Here is a 19,145-nt window from a genome sequence, read left to right as displayed (position 1 = left end):
AGTGTCGTGTTAGTCTGCGTTTGCCCAAACGCGGGGCGCGAACCTTGAGCAACTAAGCGCTGCTTGGCAAACAACGATGTAGAGCAGCATGGAGCATCAACGATGATTAGCAATCCACCCCGCGAACGAATTCTGTTCGATCAAGGCTGGCGTTTTGCCCTCGGCCATGCCTTCGATCCCGCCCAAGATTTTCAACTTGATAGCAGCCATTTTTCGTTTTTGGCCAAAGCTGGCTATGGCGATGGCGCGGCCTCACCCAAATTCGACGATCGTGCTTGGCGTGTAGTCGATTTGCCCCACGATTGGTGCGTCGAACTGCCATTTGATCAACATGCCAGCCACAGCCATGGCTACAAAGCGATTGGCCGCACGTTTCCCCAAAACAGCGTTGGCTGGTATCGCAAAAGCTTCAGCATCGCCGCCGGAGAGCTTGGACGACGCATCAGCCTCGAATTCGATGGCGTGCATCGCGATTCTAAGGTTTGGGTCAATGGCTTTTATCTTGGTAACGAGCCAAGCGGCTACACCAGTTTTAGTTACGATATTAGCGATTATCTGAATTATGGCGGCCAAAATGTGGTCGTCGTGCGCGCCGATGCCACAACCGAGGAAGGTTGGTTTTACGAAGGCGCTGGTATCTATCGCCACGTGTGGCTGAGCAAAACCGCCCCACTCCATGTTGCTCGCTATGGCACCTTCGTCACAAGCGAAGTCCACGAAGCAAGCGCAACAATCAGCATTCAAACCACAATTATCAACGAAAGCCAACAACCAGTTGAATTCAGCTTGCTGGAAACAATCATCGCGCCAGATGAAAGCAATGTGCTGCAAACCCAAAGCCCAAATTATCAACTGGCAGCAGGCCAAAGCGCCGAATTCACCCACCAGCACGAGCTGAGCAATCCGCAACTGTGGGATCTCAACAACCCAAATCTGTATCGACTCAATACCAGCGTGCAGCTCGCCGATCAAACGGTCGATAGCTATCAGACCAGCTTTGGGGTGCGTAGCATTCGCTTCGATCCTGATCAGGGCTTTTTCTTGAATGGGCGCTCAGTCAAATTGGTTGGCAGCAATCAGCACCAAGATCACGCTGGCGTTGGCACGGCATTGCCCGATAGTTTGCAAGAGTATCGCATCAAACGCTTGCAAGAATTCAAGCACAACGCCATTCGCACCTCGCACAACCCGCCAACCCCAGAATTTCTGGCAGCCTGCGATCGCTTGGGCATGTTGGTCTTGAATGAAAACCGCTTGATGGGATCGAATCCTGAGCATTTGCGCCATGTTGAGCAGCTCATCAAGCGCGACCGCAACCATCCCTCGGTCATTTTGTGGTCATTGGGCAACGAAGAATGGGCAATTGAAGGCAATATTATCGGCGCACGCATCGCCAGCACCATGCAAACATTCGCCCGCCAATTCGATCATACCCGCCTATTCACGATTGCCTGTAGCGGCGGCTGGGATACGGGCATTGGCACGGTGACTGATGTGGTGGGCTATAACTACATTTGGCATGGCGATATTGATGCACATCACGCCCAATTTCCGTGGCAATCTGGCGTTGGCACCGAGGAAAGCAACACCTACGGCACACGCGGCATCTACCAAACTGATGCTAGTCGCGGCCATTTGGCAGCATGTGCTAGCGGCGATGGCTACGCCGACACCGAATTTAGTTGGCAATTTTATGCCCAACGCCCATTCTTGGCAGGCTTGTTCTACTGGACGGGCTTCGATTATCGCGGCGAACCAACGCCGTTTGAATGGCCAGCGGTTGCCAGCCAATTTGGCTTTTTCGATCTCTGCGGTTTTCCCAAAGATATTGCCTACTACACCAAAGCGTGGTGGGGCCAGCAGCCAGTCTTGCACATTGGCTATCACTGGGATTGGCCAAACGATCTCGGTCAAGTCAAAAGTTTTCCAATTTATAGTAATTGCAGCGAAGTTGAACTATGGCTGAATGGCGTAAGCCTTGGCCGCCGTGCAATGCCCGCAAACGGCCATCAACAATGGGAAGTTGCCTATCAGCCAGGCGAATTGCTGGCTCGTGGCTATAGCGATGGCGTTGAAGTGATCAGCGCTAGCTTGCGCACCAGCCAAGCAGCCAGCCAAATCCAGCTCAACCTTGATTATGGGCAACTTAAGCAAGCAGGCGATCTAGCGGTCGTTACGCTGCAAGTTTGCGACGATCACGGCCAAATTGTACCAACCGCCAACCAATTGCTTGATCTCCAATTAACTGGTTCGGCCAAATTGTTGGGCGTAGGCAATGGCGATCCAGGCAGCCACGAGCCAGAGCAATATCACCAACACTATCAAATCAGCTCAATTCAAATTAGTGGCGAGCAAACCGCCGCTGATCGCAGCGCTGGCTTGGAATTGGCGCGGGGAGCCGCAGCGCAAACATGGCAACCAGCATTTTTGCACCACAACGACGATCAACAAGCCAATCCACAACCCTATATCGTTTTCAATGGCAGTTTTGAATTGCCAAGCTACAGCGAGGCCAGCAGCATTCGTTTGTTCAGCAAAAGTATGGCCCACGACTATAGCGTTTATATCAACGGCCAACTGATTGCCAGCGACATTACGCTGGATCAAGGCGACCAAGTGCTCGAATTAAGCCACGATCTGGTGCGACCAGGCCAAAATAGCTATCTGGTAACTGGGCGCTGGATCAAAAAAGCCAATCCTTGGGATTTCCCCAATCGCGAGCCTGGCGTAGTCCAAATTATCGAGCCAGCAGCACCATGGCAACGCCGCGCTTTCAACGGACTCGCCCAAGTGCTGGTGCAACACACTGGCGGCGACGAGCCAATTAGCCTCAGTGCAAGCAACCCCGAACTCAACAGCGCAAGCTTGACGTTTTAATCTTCAGCAATCGGGCGAGCCAGCACTGCTTCCAACAAGGCAGTCGCTGGCTCCTCAATCAGCAACAATTGATCAATCTGATCGCTCTCCATCGCTTGCAAAATTAATTCGTTGATGCCGCCAACAATCGCCATGGCCAAGGCTGGCGTGATTTGGCGTTTCTGCGGCGAATCATACTGTGAATCAACGCCGGTTGCCCGCAGCAAATCGGCAAAGCGTTGATTGGCTGCGCGTCGCACTTGCAAACCACGTGTTCCCGCCGCCAAAATCTCAATAAACAAGGTGCGCATCAACAATGGATGCTCTTTGATGCGCTGCAAATAGGCCCGATGGGCGCAGCGCACCCGCGAATGGATATCGTGAGCGCTCTCGATTGCTTGGCGAATAACCTCGATCAGTTGATCGGTTGCAGCAGTATAGAGTGCTAATAAACAATCTTCTTTACTGGCAAAATGCTCGTAAAACGTGCGCTTGGAAACCCGCGCCAAGCGTACAATATCGGCAATTGTCGTTTCTGCATAGCCTTTTTCTGCCACCGCCGCCGCCATGCCATCCATCAAGCGGCTACGATATTCGGTTTCTGTCACTTGTTCGGTCATACCACCCTCGTCGTTGAGCTATTCCTCACTCATACTAGCTTAATTTCTTGGTACTTGACAGTACCATAAGCTGATGATAGCATAAATCGCGTTGGTACTCAATAGTACCAAGCATTATTTTTTGCTGATTCGCGGCGACCTGCACAGGCCAGCATTGCAGTAAGTGAGGCTCGTTGTATGAGTATTTCCAGCCCAATTCGCTTTATTCCCCAACCACCAACCCGTCCGATTGTCGGCAATGTGCCGGATATTGGCATGGAAACGCCAGTGCAAAATTTGATGAAACTGGCGCAGCATTATGGGCCAATTTTTCGCGTAAGTTTCCCCAATCGCACGGTGTTGGTGGTTTCTTCAGCAGCGCTAGTGGCCGAAATTAGCGATCAACAGCGCTTTGATAAATTATTGCATGGCCCGTTGATTCAAATTCGCGATTTTGCTGGCGATGGTTTGTTTACGGCCTACACCGAGGAAGCCAATTGGAGCAAGGCGCATCGCTTGTTGATGCCAGCATTTGGGCCGGCCAGCATGCGCAATTATTTCGACGACATGCTCGATATTGCCGACCAATTATTTACCAAATGGGAGCGCCAAGGGCCGGAAACCGATTTTGATGTGGCCGATAATATGACCCGCCTCACGCTTGATACGATCGCCTTGTGTGGCTTTGGTTATCGCTTTAATTCATTTTATCAGCGCGAAATGCACCCATTTGTTGAGGCGATGGTGCGGGCTTTGGCCGAAGCAGGGGCGCGTGCTCGCCGTTTGTCGATCCAAACCAAACTGATGCGTTCGACCCAACGCCAATACGAAGCTGATATGCAATACATGCACGGCATTACCGATGAATTGATTGCCAAACGTCGCAGCTTACCAAGCAGCGAAGTACCCAACGATCTCTTGGGATTAATGCTCAACGCCAAAGATTCAATCACAGGCGAAGGCTTAGATGATGCCAATATTCGCAATCAACTGGTGACGTTTTTGATTGCAGGCCACGAAACGACCAGCGGCTTGCTCTCGTTCGCCACCTATTTCTTATTGCAACAGCCAGAAATTTTGCAACGCGCCCAAACGATTGTTGATGAGGTGTTGGGCGATCGCCTGCCGCGCTACGAAGATTTAGCCAAACTTAGCTATCTCGACCAAATTTTGCGCGAAACCTTACGGCTTTGGCCAACAGCGCCAGTGTTTGGAGTCTATGCCAAGCACGATACGACGATTGCTGGCTTTCCGGTTAAGCAAGGCGAAAAATTCCTTGCGCTATTGCCAACCTTGCATCGCGACCCCAAAGTTTGGGCTAATCCAGAAACGTTTGATCCCGATCGTTTTGCGCCCGAAAGCCGCGAACGCATCCCTGAGCATGCTTGGAAGCCGTTTGGCAATGGCCAACGTGCCTGCATTGGACGTTCATTTGCCATGCAAGAGGCCACGTTGGTGCTGGCAATGATGCTGCAACGCTTTGAATTATCGCAGCCTCAGCCCTACAACCTGCATGTCAAAGAAACCTTGACGCTCAAACCAGAAGGCTTGACCATTCGCGCTCGCCTGCGCAAAACAATCAATCGTGTCAATCAGCCAACTAAGCCAGCCATTACGCCGAAAACTGCCACTAACCAAGCCCAACATAACACGCCATTGTTGGTATTGTATGGCTCGAATTCTGGCTCGTCGGAAGCTTTTGCCCGCCGTATTGCCAGCGATGGCGAGGCTCAAGGCTACCAAGTAAGCGTTGCGCCACTCAATGATTATGTCAATAATTTACCAACGAGCGGAGCGGTGAGCATCGTTGCCGCCTCGTACAATGGCCAGCCAGCCGATAATGCCCAAGCCTTTTGCCAATGGCTGGCCAATGTTGCGCCAGATTCGCTCAAGGGCGTGCGCTATAGCATGTTTGGCTGTGGCAACCGCGATTGGCAAAGCACCTACCAAGCAGTGCCAAGCCAAATCGATCAGCAATTGCAGGCAGCAGGAGCAGAACGCTTGCTCGAACGGGGCGCAGCTGATGCCCGCAGTGATTTCTTTGGCGATTTTGAGCGTTGGTATGCGCCATTTTGGCAAACCTACAATCAAGCATTTGCAATCGAAACCACAGCAATCAATACCAAACCACTCTACGAGGTCGAACTACTGCCAACAAGCAGCAACCAACTCGCCCAACAAAATGGCTTGGTTTTTGCTAGCGTGCTTGAAAATCGCGAACTAGTTGATTTAAGTTCGCCCTTAGGCCGCTCAAAACGCCATATCGAATTCAGCTTGCCAGCAGAAATTCACTATCAAGCAGGCGATTATCTGGCAATTCTGCCCGAAAATCATCCCAGCCTCATCGAACGTGCCTGCAAACATTTTGGCCTGAAACCAGAACAAAGCGTGGTTTTACACGCCAATCGCGCCGCCAACTTGCCGCTTGAGCAGCCAATCAGCCTTGGCGAATTGCTCAAAAGCCAGGTTGAATTGGCAACGCCAGCCACTCAGCGCGATTTAGCAATGTTGGCACAAACAAATGTTTGTCCACCGCATCAAATCCATTTGGCAGCTTTGGCCAACGATCACGAGCGTTACAGCACGGAAATTTTGCAAAAACGGGTCAGCCTGCTCGATTTGCTTGAACAATATCCATCATCGGTGCTGAATTTTGGCGAATTTTTGGCGCTTTTGCCAGCAATGCGCGTGCGCCAATACTCTATTTCCTCGTCTCCATTGCTCAATCCGCAGCAAACAAGCTTAACCGTGGCGGTCGTCGACGCGCCTGCATGGTCGGGCAAGGGCCAATTTTATGGCACATGTTCGAGCTATCTGGCCCGCTTGCAGGTTGGCGATCAGGTTGCCGTGACGTTGCGCCAGCCGCATATTCCATTTCAGCCGCCAGCTGATAACAACAAGCCGTTGCTGATGATTTGTGCAGGCACAGGTTTAGCCCCATTTCGTGGCTTTATCCAAGAACGGGTGGCCCGCCAAGCCCAAGGCGAGCCGCTTGGCCCAACTGCCCTGTTTTTTGGCTGCGATCATCCTGAGGTTGATCTGTTGTATCACGAGCAAATTGCTGCTTGGCAGCAAGCAGGAGTTTTGGAATTTTATCCAGCTTTTTATCGTCAGCCAATCGGCGAGGTCAGTTTTGTGCAACATCGGCTCTGGCAAGAACGCCAACGAGTGTGGAGCTTAATCGACCAAGGCGCGGTGATTGCCGTCTGTGGCGATGGCCGTTATATGGCTCCAGCAGTACGCGAAACTCTTGCCAAAATCTATGCTGAAGCCACTGCTAGCGAGCAAGCAGCAGGCATGGACTGGGTTAGCGAAATGGAACAAGCAGGCCGCTATGTTGCCGATGTTTTTGGCTAAATCAGGCATCAATTAATCAAATAGCTGTAAAAATGCCGTTGGAAATTGCTCCAACGGCATTTGCTTAATTAAAGATTGTTCGATGGTGAAAACGTGGAAATTGTTTATTGCATGAGCCACACGCGGCTGTTATACTGCGAGAGTGTCCTCTAACTAGAATATATCGCAGACTCCATAGCGCAACAACAGCCAAATGCTGCAATCAATTGTGCAAAGCCTGATGAGGATGGCGCAATGCCTGATATTGAAGATTCATCACTGCAAACCAATCTTCCTGCATGGATGCGCAATGGCGGGATCGCTGGAGCAAGCTTACAACAGATCGCTTGGAATAGGCATGCGCTTGGACCAATGGAGCACTGGCCAAGTGCCTTACAAACCGCGCTAAGCATGGTGTTATCAGCAGCAATCCCCATGGCATTAATTTGGTCGGCAACGCAGACAATTTTTTATAACGATCGGTATCTTGAATTGCTTGGTTTGGATAATCAACAAGTCCTCATCAAAACCAATGTTGAGACCGACTTCTTGAGCCATCCACTGCTGCAACAAGCCATCCAGCAGGCCAGCTCAGGCCAAAGCATCAACCTCAAAGCCTTTGCACTCCATCAATCATTAAGCGTTGATCTGGCTTTTAGCCCAATTTATGCAGAACACAGCACAATTGTGGGCGTGCTGAATAGCGTTACCAATAGCAACAGCACCCAGAAACATCTATTTACGCAAGCAACACCAGCTTCATTTTTGAATTTAATCGAACAATCCACGCCGAGCTTGCAGCCAAGCATGCAGCTTCAGCCTGAGCACGAGCGCCTGAGCGCGCTGATCGGCTATGTTGATCGCCAGGGCTATTATCGTTTCAACAATCAGGCCTATCAGCAATGGTTTCAACGGCCACTGAACCAAATTACTGGCTCGACGCTCAGCGAGGTCTGGGGTGAGGCTGCCTACCAACAATTTTATGATCACATCCATCAAGCCCTGCTTGGCCAAGCTGTAACCTTTGAGACAGTGATTGAACTGGCTCATGATCAGATTCGCAGCGTCGCGATTGAATATCAGCCAGATTTGAATGCTGCCGGCGAAGTTCAAGGATTTTTCAGTTTTATTAACGATTTGAGCAGCAATAAAAAATTAGCGGTTGCCGTTCAAGAATCGCAACAGCGGTTTAATGCACTCTTTCAGACCAGCACAAGCCCAATGATTATTACACGTTTGCAAGATGGGCTTATTTTAGATTTAAACGAAAGCTTTATTCGCCTGCTTGGTTATCAATATGATCAATTAATCAACCAACCCATTCAAGAACTCAATATTTTTGTTAATCTTGATGATCGAACCGCTATGGTTCGAATATTAAAAAAGCAAAGCTATGTTAGCGATTATGAATTAGAAATTCGAACCAAAGATAATCAAACAATTTTTGTTATTTGCTCAATGACGTTGCTTGTTTTAGATAATCGTTTATGCAGCTTCACCGTTATTCATAATATCAATAATCGCAAAATTTTTGAGCGCAAACTTCAAGAAAGCGAAGAACGTTTAAAAATCGTGATTGAAAATCTCAACGAAGGAATTGTATTATCGGATGTTGATGGAAATCTTTTTCATTGGAATCGCACAGCTTTAGCGATGCATGGCTTTGCAAGTATGCAAGAATGCCGCGAACGCTTGCCTGATTTTAAAGATTTTTATGAAATTAGCACACTTGATGATCAAGTATTAACTCTTGATCAATGGCCAATGTCGCGGTTAATTCGGGGCGAAACTCTAGAATTAATTGAATTAAAAATTCGCCGCATTAATACGTCAGTTGTTTGGGAGCGAATTTTTTGCTATGGTGGCGCAACCGTTATCGATTCAGCTGGGCATACGGTTGCGTTCTTAACAATTACTGATATTACTAAACGCAAACAAGTTGAGCAAAAACTGCAATATCAAGCTAATCTTTTAGCCCATGTTTCCGATGCAATTATTTCAACCGATAGCAATTATATGATTAAAAGCTGGAACCGAGCTGCTGAGGAACTTTATGGTTGGCCTGCTCAAGAAGCAATTGGTCAGCGATTTAGCCATTTGGTACCAACTGAATACATTTATAACGATACTCGTGATCAAGCAAGTGCCCGCTTAATCGAACAATCATTTTGGCAAGGCGAAGTCTACCAATATACTCGCAATGGCCAAAAATTACACATGCTCAGTAGTGTTTCGCTGATCAAAAATATCCAAGGCCAAATTCAAGGAACTGTTGGGATTAATCGTGATATTACTGCCTATAAACAAGCAACTCAAGCTCTCCAAGAAAGTGAGCAGCGCTTTCGAACGCTAACCGAATCATTACCACAATTAATTTGGACGTGTACCATTGCTGGAGCATGCGATTATTTAAGCCAACAATGGGTTCAATATACCGGCATTTCCGAAGCAGAACAATTAGGTTTAGCTTGGATCAAACAAATTCATCCTGATGATCAAGCGAAGATTCTAAACGAATGGAGTCATGCGCTTAATAATCGCCAAAAGTTTCATAGCGAGTATCGAATTCGGCGACATGACAATACCTATCGTTGGTTTGATACCCAAGCTGTGCCTTTTTTTAACCAACAAGGTGAAATTATTAAGTGGTTTGGTGCAAGCAACGATATTGACGATCGTAAACGAGCAGAGGATGCTCAATTACGCAGCCAAAAAATGGAGGCCTTAGGCACATTAGCTGGCGGAATTGCCCATGATTTCAATAATATTTTGTTGGCAATTACTGGGAATACCCAATTAGCAATGTTAGATCTCGATCCACAGCATCCTGTGCACAATAACCTTCGTGAAATTGAACAAGCAGGCGAGCGTGCAACTGATTTAGTTCGTCAAATTTTAACCTTCAGTCGCCAACAAGAAGTTAAACGTGAAGTCGTTTTACTGCCAACGATTATTGATCAAGCGGTTAAATTATTGCGCGCAACCTTACCAGCACTGATTGAAATTCAGGTCAAGGTTGTGGGCCAAATTCCGGCGACTGCTGCTGATCCAACCCAAATTTTCCAGATTATTATGAATTTGGCGACCAATGCGGCGCATGCGATTGGCAATAATCGCGGCTTGATTGAAATTCGGCTTGATTTAGTCCATCTGACTGCTGAATTATTGCGCGCAGTGCCCAATTTGCAACAAGGCCATTATGTGCGGCTCTCGGTCAGCGATAATGGTTGCGGCATGGAACAAGAAACAATCAAACGAATTTTTGATCCCTTCTTTACAACCAAGCCGCTTGGCGAGGGCACTGGGCTGGGGTTATCGGTCGTTGATGGAATTATGAAGAACCACGATGGCGCAATTACCGTCTATAGCCAAATTAATAAAGGCTCAACCTTTCGGCTCTATTTTCCGACCACCAACGAACTACCAACGCCTGAACCACCAAAACGTCACCTGATCAGCGAAAGTGGCTCGGCCCAGATTGTCTATATTGATGATGATCAAGCCTTGGTGAGCTTGGCAATTAAGATGCTTACCACCTTGGGCTACACGGTGCAAGGGTTTACCAACCCCCAACACGCCCTGGAGTATGTGCAGAACGACCCCAATGCCACCGATATTGTGATTAGCGATGTCTCGATGCCGCATATGTCGGGCTTTGATCTGGCCAAACAATTGCACATAATTAAGCCCAATTTGCCAATTATTTTGACCTCGGGCTATGTGCGCCCAGAAGATTATGAACGTGTCCAAGCCTTGGGGATTCATTCGTTGATTTTGAAGCCGCATACCTATGAAGATTTAGGCTATACCTTGGCCCAAATCGTCTAGCCAAGGCGGCTGAAATTTTTTAACGGTTCTTTACCCTTAACTCATCTGCTACTCATCCAAGTAGCATACTATCATTCTCGGAAACCACGCTCGGTACAAGGAAACTGCATCAACAATCGTGACGATGCCGAGACCTTGGAAGGAGATAACTTCATCACCTTCAACCATCGACCGACAAAACCCCTCCTGTGATGGGGTCACACATCGCAGAACGATTCAAAAATCCTCATTCGCCGCTATCCCCCCCTATGGATAGCGGCGAATATCGTTTAGCGTTTGTTGAGCATGCGCCGCGACCAGGCCACCAAGCGCTTGGCAGCCCCACGATATGGCGGTTGAAACAGATTAACCAGATTCAGGCCGCCTTGTTGAAAGACAGCTCGTTCATGCGAAAAGGTTTTAAAGCTATAAAAGCCATAATAGTTGCCCAAGCCACTTTGGCCAACGCCACCAAAGGGCAAATGTGGATTGGCCAAATTGAGCAGAACGCCATTAATCACGCTGCTGCCAGCAGGAATTTCGCGCAATAGCCAATTAGTAATTGCTTGATTTTCGCTGAAAATAGCCATTGTTAGCGGCTTGCCACTGGCACGAGTGGCCATAATCACTTCATCAATCTGGTCGTAGACCAAAATTGGCAAAATTGGGCCAAAAATCTCTTCTTGCATAATCGCCATGCCAGGCTTAACATTGGTCAAAACGGTTGGCGCAAAGCGCGCTGGATGGTCAGTTGATTGACCACCTAAGGCGACCAATGCCCCTTGCGCAACCGAACTATTGAGCAAGCCACGCAAGCGAGCTGTGGCATTAGCATCGATCACATTAGCCAAATCAGGCGATTGCAAACGGGTATAATCGCCTTTGCCATAATTACGCTCAATTTGTTTGATAATTAATTGGCTCAGGGCTTGGGCTTGCTCGCGCTGCACCCACACATGATCAGGCGCAACACAGGTTTGGCCTGCATTGACAAACTTGCCCCAAACAATCAATTGAGCGGCGCGCTTCAAATCTGCTGAACGATCAATAATTGCTGGCGATTTGCCGCCGAGCTCCAAGGTAACCGAGCTAAAATGTTCAGCAGCGCGTTGCATCACATATTGGCCAATCCGTGGGCTACCAGTAAAGAAAATATGCTCAAACGGCAGGTCGAGCAAGGCTTCGGCTGTATCAATATCGCCCACAACTGTGGTTACATGCTCAGGCTTGAAGGCGGCGGCGATAATCTTGGCAATCACTTGAGCGGTATGTGGCGTGCGCTCCGATGGTCGCACAATCGCACAATTGCCAGCGGCCACCGCCCCAACCAAGGGAGCCAAGGCCAGCGAAAGCGGATAATTCCAAGGAGCCAAAATCAGCACCACGCCGCGCGGCTCGTATTGAATCCAGCTTTTGCTGCCAGCAAGCATGGTTGGCGTTTTGACTCGTTTGGGCTGCATCCAACGTTCAAGCTGTTTGATTGCAAAATTAATTTGCTCGATCACCTGTTGAATTTCGGTGGCTTCAATTTCGGCCACAGGTTTCGCAAAATCAGCCTGCAAGGCGGCATAAATATCGGGGCGGGCTTGTTCGATTGCCCGTTTAAATTGCTGTAAATAGCCAAGGCGCTCAGCTGCGCGGCTGGCAGCGATGCGGCCACGATTGGCCTGCAAGGCCGCAAATTGGCCATGAATTTGCATGAGGTTCATTGATTCCTCCAAAACACCATGTCGCAGGCTATTATACGCCAGCTTGGCGGCAACATACAGAAACTCGCTAAAACCACAAACGGCCCAGTCGGGCCGCTTGCAGGAGAGAAGAGTGTAGAGGAGGAAGAATTTGATCGTAGTATCAGGCTCGAAGCTTACGACCAACCTAACGAGCTAAACAACCATCACTCCTATTTCGGCCTAGGCCAAAGGATGAGGTCAAAAGTCAGAAATCAAAAGTCAGAAATCAGAAGTCAAAATCTGGGAACATAATCCTAAACATCTGTGGAATCTGTGGCTAAAAAAATGCTCATTCGTGCAATTCGTGCAATTCGTGGCTAAAAAAATACTCATTCGCGATTTCTGTGCTTCGTGGCCCTGCGTGCTCTTCGTGGATCAAATTGGGAGAAACTGCAATGGATTCAATCAATCATCAGCTTTTGGCGGCCTGCCGTGAATCAGTTCAGCGCCAAGTCGAGTTAATCAGTCTATTAGCGGCTTCATGGAATATGCAGCCAAATGATGTCTACTATAACTGGCGCTCACAGCGTACCCAATCGGGCATGATTGCTGGAACTGCATGGCGCTATTTTTTTCATGGCTTGGAATGCGATATGAGCAATCAACAGGATGGGCGCTTTGTGCGCATCGAGTTTGGGCCTGGTGGGCGCGCCGATTGTATTTCGAGTTACAGTGTACTACAATTTATTATGACAAGTAAAGCGCCATGGGGCTATTATCCCGAATTACAGGCCCAACTTGCCGACAAACCAGCACCATTTGACGAACACTCTGGCGATTACCAAGCCATCCATACATTAATCGAACCACTTTATGCGGCAAATCTGATTGGTTTAGCCGACCCTGCTTTGCTCGCGATTCAAGAACAAGCCCTGGTGGTTACGCCCGAAGGCAGACAAACCTATGAGTTGCCTGCTCCCTATAACAACCCAAATACCCATGGTTTTTGGGATGTGATGGTTTGCCAGCGCATGGTCTTGAAGCAGGAATGAGAATCAAACCAAAAGGCAAAAGACAGAAAGCAAAAATAAGAACAAAGAGCATAGAGCAGAGAACATATGGTGTTGGGCTATGGGCTATAGGAATAATCAATCTGAGCAAATCTGTGCGAATCTGTGGCTAAAAAACGTAACCTTTGTGCAATACGTGGCTAAAAAAATACTCATTCGCGGGTGCAGGTGTTTGGTAGATCACTTGTTTAACACAGAGGCGCAGAGCGACCGAAGGATGAAGTATGAGGGATGAAGGATGAAGGGACTAGGGTTCAGGGGTCGGGATTGGGGGCTATGGGCTTTGGGCTGGCGAGAACCTAATCAAGCAAATCTGTGGAATCTGTGGCTAAAAAAAGCTTCGTGGATCAATTTTTTAACGCAGAGGCGCAGAGGAACCATGGCTATGGGCTATAGGCTAGTGGGAACATAATCAAGCAAATTTGGGCAATCTGTGGCAAAAAAATTTCATCCTTCGTGTCATTCGTGCAATTCGTGGCTAAAAAAGCCTCGCGATCTTCGTGGATCGAACATTCCCCCTAATTAATGAGTGCATTAACCGTTATTCAATGCTACTATGGCGCTATCGCCCCACCAGAAATTGAGGAGTATGTATGCCCAAATTTTGGCCAACCCACCGCTATCTCGCGGCAGTCCTGACGATCATAGCGGTGCTCTCGAGCCTGGCGATTACCCGCGCCCAACAACCAGCTAACACACCAATTAATGGGGTTTGGGATAGCACCATTGGCAATAGCCTACAAACCCCAGGCAGCATCAATAAACTCTACATCGGCCCCGATCAGCGCTTATATGTTGCTGGTAATTTTGCCTACCTCAACAACGAATTGGGCAATGGGTTAGTATCGTGGGATGGCACAAATTGGCACAGCCATGGACTCCAAGCCAATGATATTAATAGCATCAAAACCTTTGAAACCTACCAAAACCAACTGCTCATTGGCGGAAGCTTCCAAAACCTCGCAGGCAGAGGGATTAATGGTTTAGGTCGTTGGGATGGCACACAGTTCCAAGGCTTTGGTGGTGGTACGCAAGGCTCCAATGATTATTGGGGCAATACACCATCGCAAGTCAACGATTTTGCGGTTATCAGCGATACGCTCTACATCGCTGGCAATTTTTCGCAATTTAACAATATTGCGGCAAGTTCGGTAGCCTATTGGAAGCCAACTGGAATTGGCGCACTTGGTAGTTTCGACAACAAAGCCCTTGTCGCCGCGTCAACTGGCCAGCAATTGTTCGTCGGCGGTGCATTTCAGTATATCAATAATGTTGAAATTCCTATTTTTGCCCGATTTGCGAACGGCCAATGGTCTTCAATGCCAATGCCTGCAAATGTTGCAATCTGGATTGATAATATTGCCAACATTGACGATAGCATCTATGCATGGGGCTACAACACATCAAATCATCAACAGCACAGTATCCATCGGTATAACAATAACCAATGGACACAAATTGGCAATACGCTTGATCTGCCAAGCGAGATTAGCGGGCTAATCGATGCCAATGGTTTGTATGCCTATAACGCGACGACTGTGTGGAAACTGGTCAACAATCAATGGCAACAAGTTACGATTCCTGCCAGCATTACCAGCATCACCGCAGTTGCTGGCAATAGCGATCAGTTATATCTTGCTGGCACGTTCATGGTCAACAACCAACCAAGCCAGTTGATAAGCTGGGATGGCACAAGCGTAACCAGCCTTGCAACCACCAGCTTGCCTCCAGTAATCAACGATGTTGGCGGGGTCAACGGTAAGCTGGTGGTTAATCGGAGCGGTAATACCAACCTGCAACAATGGAATGGCAGTTCATGGCAGCAGCTCTATAGCATGAGCCAAGGTAGCAAAATGATTACCATCGATACCCAACGGACTCACCTTATTAGTAGCAATCAATTTAGTGTCAACAATAGCGCTCCAAGTGCGCTTTGGGAGTTCAATTCAACCGGTGCGCTCACCAATCCAGTTGCAATTACAGGGACTGGCATTAATTGGGCACGCTCTAATACAAGTTTGCTAGCGAATGGCAGCTCCGGCACCATCAACGGTCAAGCCTATAGCACAACCGTCCAGATCAACAACGATCATTTATGGCAACAATTCAATGTTCGACATTATGACAATGAAGTTAAAATATACTTTGTCAATAATCAGTATTATGCAGTCAAACTTCTTTCCGAACCCTATTCGACGATCATTCTGGTTGATGTTTGGCGCAATAATCGCTGGCAAGAACTTGATGGCATTCAAGTTGGCAATGATACTGATGTGCATTTTGTGGTCTGGCGCGATCGCTTATACATCAGTGGTCAGTCTGCCCTATATCAATTGAATGATGATGGCATGATTCAGCAGATTGCCCAGTTTAATAATTTAGTCAAATGTTTGGCAACCGTTGGTGATGATTATCTGTATGTTGGTGGTAAGTTCAACGCGGTTAATCAACAAACCACTGGCTCGGTTGCCCGCTGGGATGGCATGGTCTGGCAAGGTTTAGCCACACCAGTCAATGGCACGGTTGAGCAAATGGCAGTCACCAGCAGCGATCTGTATTTGGCAGGCAATTTTACCCACGCTGGCTCAATTCCATCATTGGGTGTCGCCCATTTGCAGCTAGAATATCAACCACCAAGCAACACTGTAACCCCAAGCAATACGCCAACCAATACAGCTACACCAAGCAATATGGCTACGCCTACGAATACCAGCACAGCAACCAATACTGCCGTGCCAACCGATACACCAACCAACACGGCTACACCAACGAATACCAGCACAGCAACTAATACCGCCGTGCCAAGTAACACAGCAACCAATACCGCGACAAATACCGCCGTGCCAACCAATACACCAACCAATATTCCAACCAGCACGGCAGTACCAACAACAATTCCTAGTCAGACCTATACCGTATTCATAGCCTATGTGGTGAAGTAATGAGAGCAAGAGAGGGATGGGGGCTATGGGCTTTGGGCTGGCGAGAACCTAATCAAGCAAATCTGTGGAATCTTTGGCTAAAAAAAGCTTCGTGGATCAATTTTTTAACGCAGAGGCGCAGAGCGACCGAAGGATGAAGGATGAGGGATGAAGGAAAATCAAAAGGCAGAAGTCAAAAATCAAAAAGGGATGCGGTTATAGCCTGTAGCCTATTCCCCTTCGTGGAATTCGTGGCAAAAAACTTAACCTTCGTGCGCTTCGTGTCCTTCGTGGATCAATTCGTTAACGCAGCGGCGCAAAGCGACCGAAGGATGAAGGATGAGGGATGAAGGAAAATCAAAAGGCAGAAGTCAAAAATCAAAAAGGGATGCGGTTATAGCCTGTAGCCTATTCCCCTTCGTGGAATTCGTGGCAAAAAACTTAACCTTCGTGCGCTTCGTGTCCTTCGTGGATCAAACAGGGGATCAGTGGTATGCACTGATCCCCTACGATTAACTAGCCCTGATTGACCTTGGCAACAATTTCATCAACTTGGCTGGCCTCGAAAAAGCCAAAATTAACGAACTTGGCCAACGGAATTGGCTCGAAGATAGCGCGGGTGCTGGCGCTTTGGCCGTCGATAAAGGCTCCAGCGCTTGCTTGCAAAAGCTCAGCCCCAATCGGATCATCCAAGAATTCCTTGATTGAACTCATGCGCGTCAGCACTTTACGCGCCGAACGTGGATCTTCATTAACCGTCAGATCGGCGACCAACGGCAGATCGTCGCTACAGCCACCAGCCAAAATCGTGTACTCGCCGCCTTCCATGCGCCAAGCCGCCCGTTGCTGGTCGTAGACGCTGAAATCGCGTGCAGCAAGGCTTAATTCGACGGTCTTGGTTTCGCCAGCAGCTAGCTCAATTTTGGCAAAAGCCCGCAATTCTTTAACTGGCCGCAAATAGGTCGATTTGTTTGGCTTGACGTAGACCTGCACAACTTCTTTGCCCGCGCGATCGCCGGTGTTGGTGAGGGTTACGCTCACCGTCAATGGCGTAGCGTCGTCGATGTTGCTGGAACTTAGCGCAATCTTATCGTAGCGAAAAGTGGTGTAGGATAAGCCATAGCCAAAGGGAAACAGCGGCTTGACTTTGCGCACATCGTAATAGCGATAGCCAATAAACAGGCCTTCGCCATAGCGCACAACCCCAGCTTCGCCTGGGTAATTCAGGTAGGCTGGCGTATCAACCAGATCGTAGGGGAAGGTTTCGGCCAATTTGCCACTTGGATTGACCGCGCCAGACAGCACATCGACCAACGCACTGCCCACAGCCTGACCCGCCAAACCTGCTTCAAGCACTGCGCGCACTTGACCAAGCCATGGAATGCTGACCGCCGAGCCGTTGATCAAAATCGCCACCGTATGTGGCTGTACCGCAGCTACTGCTTCGAGCACTTGATTATGTCCAGCTGGCATGTTGATATGAGTGCGATCAGCGCCTTCAGTTTCGTAGGCATCGGGCAAGCCCAGCAAAACCAAGCTCAAACTTGCATCTTTGGCAGCAGCCAAGGCTTCATTCAACAATGCTTCGTTGGTATTGCCATCGTGATCGTAGCCAGCGGCGAAGGTCACTTCAACCGTGTGTTCAGATAGCCACGCTTGCAAGGCTTCGAGTGGCGTATCAACCTGAGTTGCATTAATTTCCGAGCTACCAGCGCCTTGATAGCGTGGTTTTTGGGCGAAATTGCCAATTATCGCCACACGGCTGCCAGCAACTGGCTGCAACGGCAAAATCCCATCGTTTTTGAGCAACACCATCGATTCGCTGGCAGCTCGGCGCGCCAAAGCATGATGCGCCGCCCGATCGTAGCTTGCTTCCGGTTGGCGTTGCGCTAGCCCACGCAAAATAATTGTGAGCATTCGACGGGCAGCAGCATCAATCACTGCTTCTGGAAGCGTTTCCTTGCGCACCAAATCGGCCAATAATTCAACATGATTCAATGCAGGGCCGGGCATTTCCAAATCGAGGCCAGCACTTAATGCGGCAGCTTTATCGTTAACCGCGCCCCAATCGGAAACCACAATCCCTTCAAAGCCCCATTCATCGCGCAAAATCTCGCTAAGCAATTGTTTGTGTTCAGTTGCATAGATGCCATTGATTTTGTTGTAGGCAGCCATAATCGTCCACGGCTGGGCACGCTTGACGACTTGCTCGAAGGCCAGCAAATACAACTCACGCAACGTACGTTGATCAACCTCGGCGCTAATCGTCATGCGCTCGAATTCTTGGTTGTTGCAGGCAAAGTGTTTGAGCGATGTGCCAATGCCATGTTCCTGCACAGCTTGCACAAACGCCACGCCCAACTCGCCAGCCAAGACCGGATCTTCGGAATAATATTCGAAGTTGCGGCCACCAAGTGGCGTGCGTTTGAGGTTGATGCCAGGGCCAAGCACAATTTGCACGTTGTTGGCCAAACATTCTTGGGCAATCGCTGCGCCGATCGCGCGCGCCAGCTCAACATCCCAAGTTGAGGCTACGGCGGCAGCAGTGGGGAAACAGGTAGCAGGAAGCGCATCGATAATGCCAATTGAGGAATTTTCTGGGGGTTTACGCAAGCCATGCGGGCCGTCGTTCATGTTAATCGAGCCAAGCCCCAAGCGCTCGACGGGGTGGGTGCTCCACATATCTTGGCCGATCGTCAGCGAAATTTTTTCTTCCAACGTCATTTGAGTCAACAAGTCGTTGATTTGTTGATCGCTCGCGGTCATGAATCCGACCTTTCCTTGCCACAAAATGCAGCATCTACGAGAACCAGTGCAACAGCGCAGCATGGACGGTCATAGCATTCCAGCCCATGAGCCAACGCCCCGTTGCGTCGCATTCCTAAT

At 48.9% G+C, this 19,145-nt stretch carries 8 protein-coding genes; 5 read left to right on the top strand and 3 right to left on the bottom strand.

Going from position 1 to position 19,145, the window contains the following annotated elements; all coding sequences use genetic code 11:
* The first annotated feature begins 102 nt into the window (after nt 1-102).
* On the top strand, nt 103-2,877 hold the full coding sequence (gene galA / locus C5S61_RS25025; RefSeq protein WP_110520049.1) for a beta-galactosidase GalA: 2,775 nt from the start codon (nt 103-105) through the stop codon (nt 2,875-2,877).
* Here galA and C5S61_RS25020 read toward each other — a convergent pair.
* A complete protein-coding gene (locus C5S61_RS25020; RefSeq protein ID WP_110520047.1) occupies nt 2,874-3,476 on the bottom strand; it encodes a TetR/AcrR family transcriptional regulator in 603 nt (200 codons plus the stop codon). The genes galA and C5S61_RS25020 overlap by 4 nt on opposite strands.
* Nucleotides 3,477-3,653: 177 nt before the next feature.
* On the opposite strand from C5S61_RS25020, the gene C5S61_RS25015 reads away from it, so the two are divergent.
* Nucleotides 3,654-6,812 carry a bifunctional cytochrome P450/NADPH--P450 reductase gene (locus C5S61_RS25015; protein WP_110520045.1) on the top strand — a complete coding sequence of 1,053 codons (3,159 nt, stop codon included), beginning with the start codon at nt 3,654-3,656 and terminating at the stop codon, nt 6,810-6,812.
* A 234-nt stretch (nt 6,813-7,046) separates the two neighbouring features.
* Complete coding sequence (locus C5S61_RS25010) at nt 7,047-10,619, top strand: PAS domain S-box protein (RefSeq protein WP_110520043.1); 3,573 nt, start codon at nt 7,047-7,049, stop codon at nt 10,617-10,619.
* Between the two features lie 269 nt (nt 10,620-10,888).
* Here C5S61_RS25010 and C5S61_RS25005 read toward each other — a convergent pair whose 3' ends face one another.
* Nucleotides 10,889-12,307 carry an aldehyde dehydrogenase family protein gene (locus C5S61_RS25005; RefSeq protein WP_110520041.1) on the bottom strand — a complete coding sequence of 473 codons (1,419 nt, stop codon included), beginning with the start codon at nt 12,305-12,307 and terminating at the stop codon, nt 10,889-10,891.
* A gap of 416 nt (nt 12,308-12,723) precedes the next feature.
* Here C5S61_RS25005 and C5S61_RS24995 point away from each other — a divergent pair, with 416 nt between their 5' ends.
* Together C5S61_RS24995 and C5S61_RS27185 are read left to right on the top strand one after the other, a co-directional pair.
* Nucleotides 12,724-13,320 (top strand): DUF6896 domain-containing protein, encoded by a 597-nt coding sequence (locus C5S61_RS24995; protein WP_110520037.1) that lies wholly within the window; start codon nt 12,724-12,726, stop codon nt 13,318-13,320.
* A 611-nt stretch (nt 13,321-13,931) separates the two neighbouring features.
* Nucleotides 13,932-16,280 (top strand): hypothetical protein, encoded by a 2,349-nt coding sequence (locus C5S61_RS27185; protein ID WP_205701482.1) that lies wholly within the window; start codon nt 13,932-13,934, stop codon nt 16,278-16,280.
* Nucleotides 16,281-16,775: 495 nt separating this feature from the next.
* Here C5S61_RS27185 and C5S61_RS24980 read toward each other — a convergent pair whose 3' ends face one another.
* Nucleotides 16,776-19,025 (bottom strand): glycoside hydrolase family 3 C-terminal domain-containing protein, encoded by a 2,250-nt coding sequence (locus C5S61_RS24980; RefSeq protein ID WP_110520033.1) that lies wholly within the window; start codon nt 19,023-19,025, stop codon nt 16,776-16,778.
* Nucleotides 19,026-19,145 lie beyond the last annotated feature (120 nt).

The sequence above is a fragment of the Herpetosiphon llansteffanensis genome, from assembly GCF_003205875.1.
GTDB lineage: Bacteria > Chloroflexota > Chloroflexia > Chloroflexales > Herpetosiphonaceae > Herpetosiphon > Herpetosiphon llansteffanensis.
Note: the sequence above shows the minus strand (reverse complement) of the source record. Positions and strands in the feature narration are given on the sequence as shown.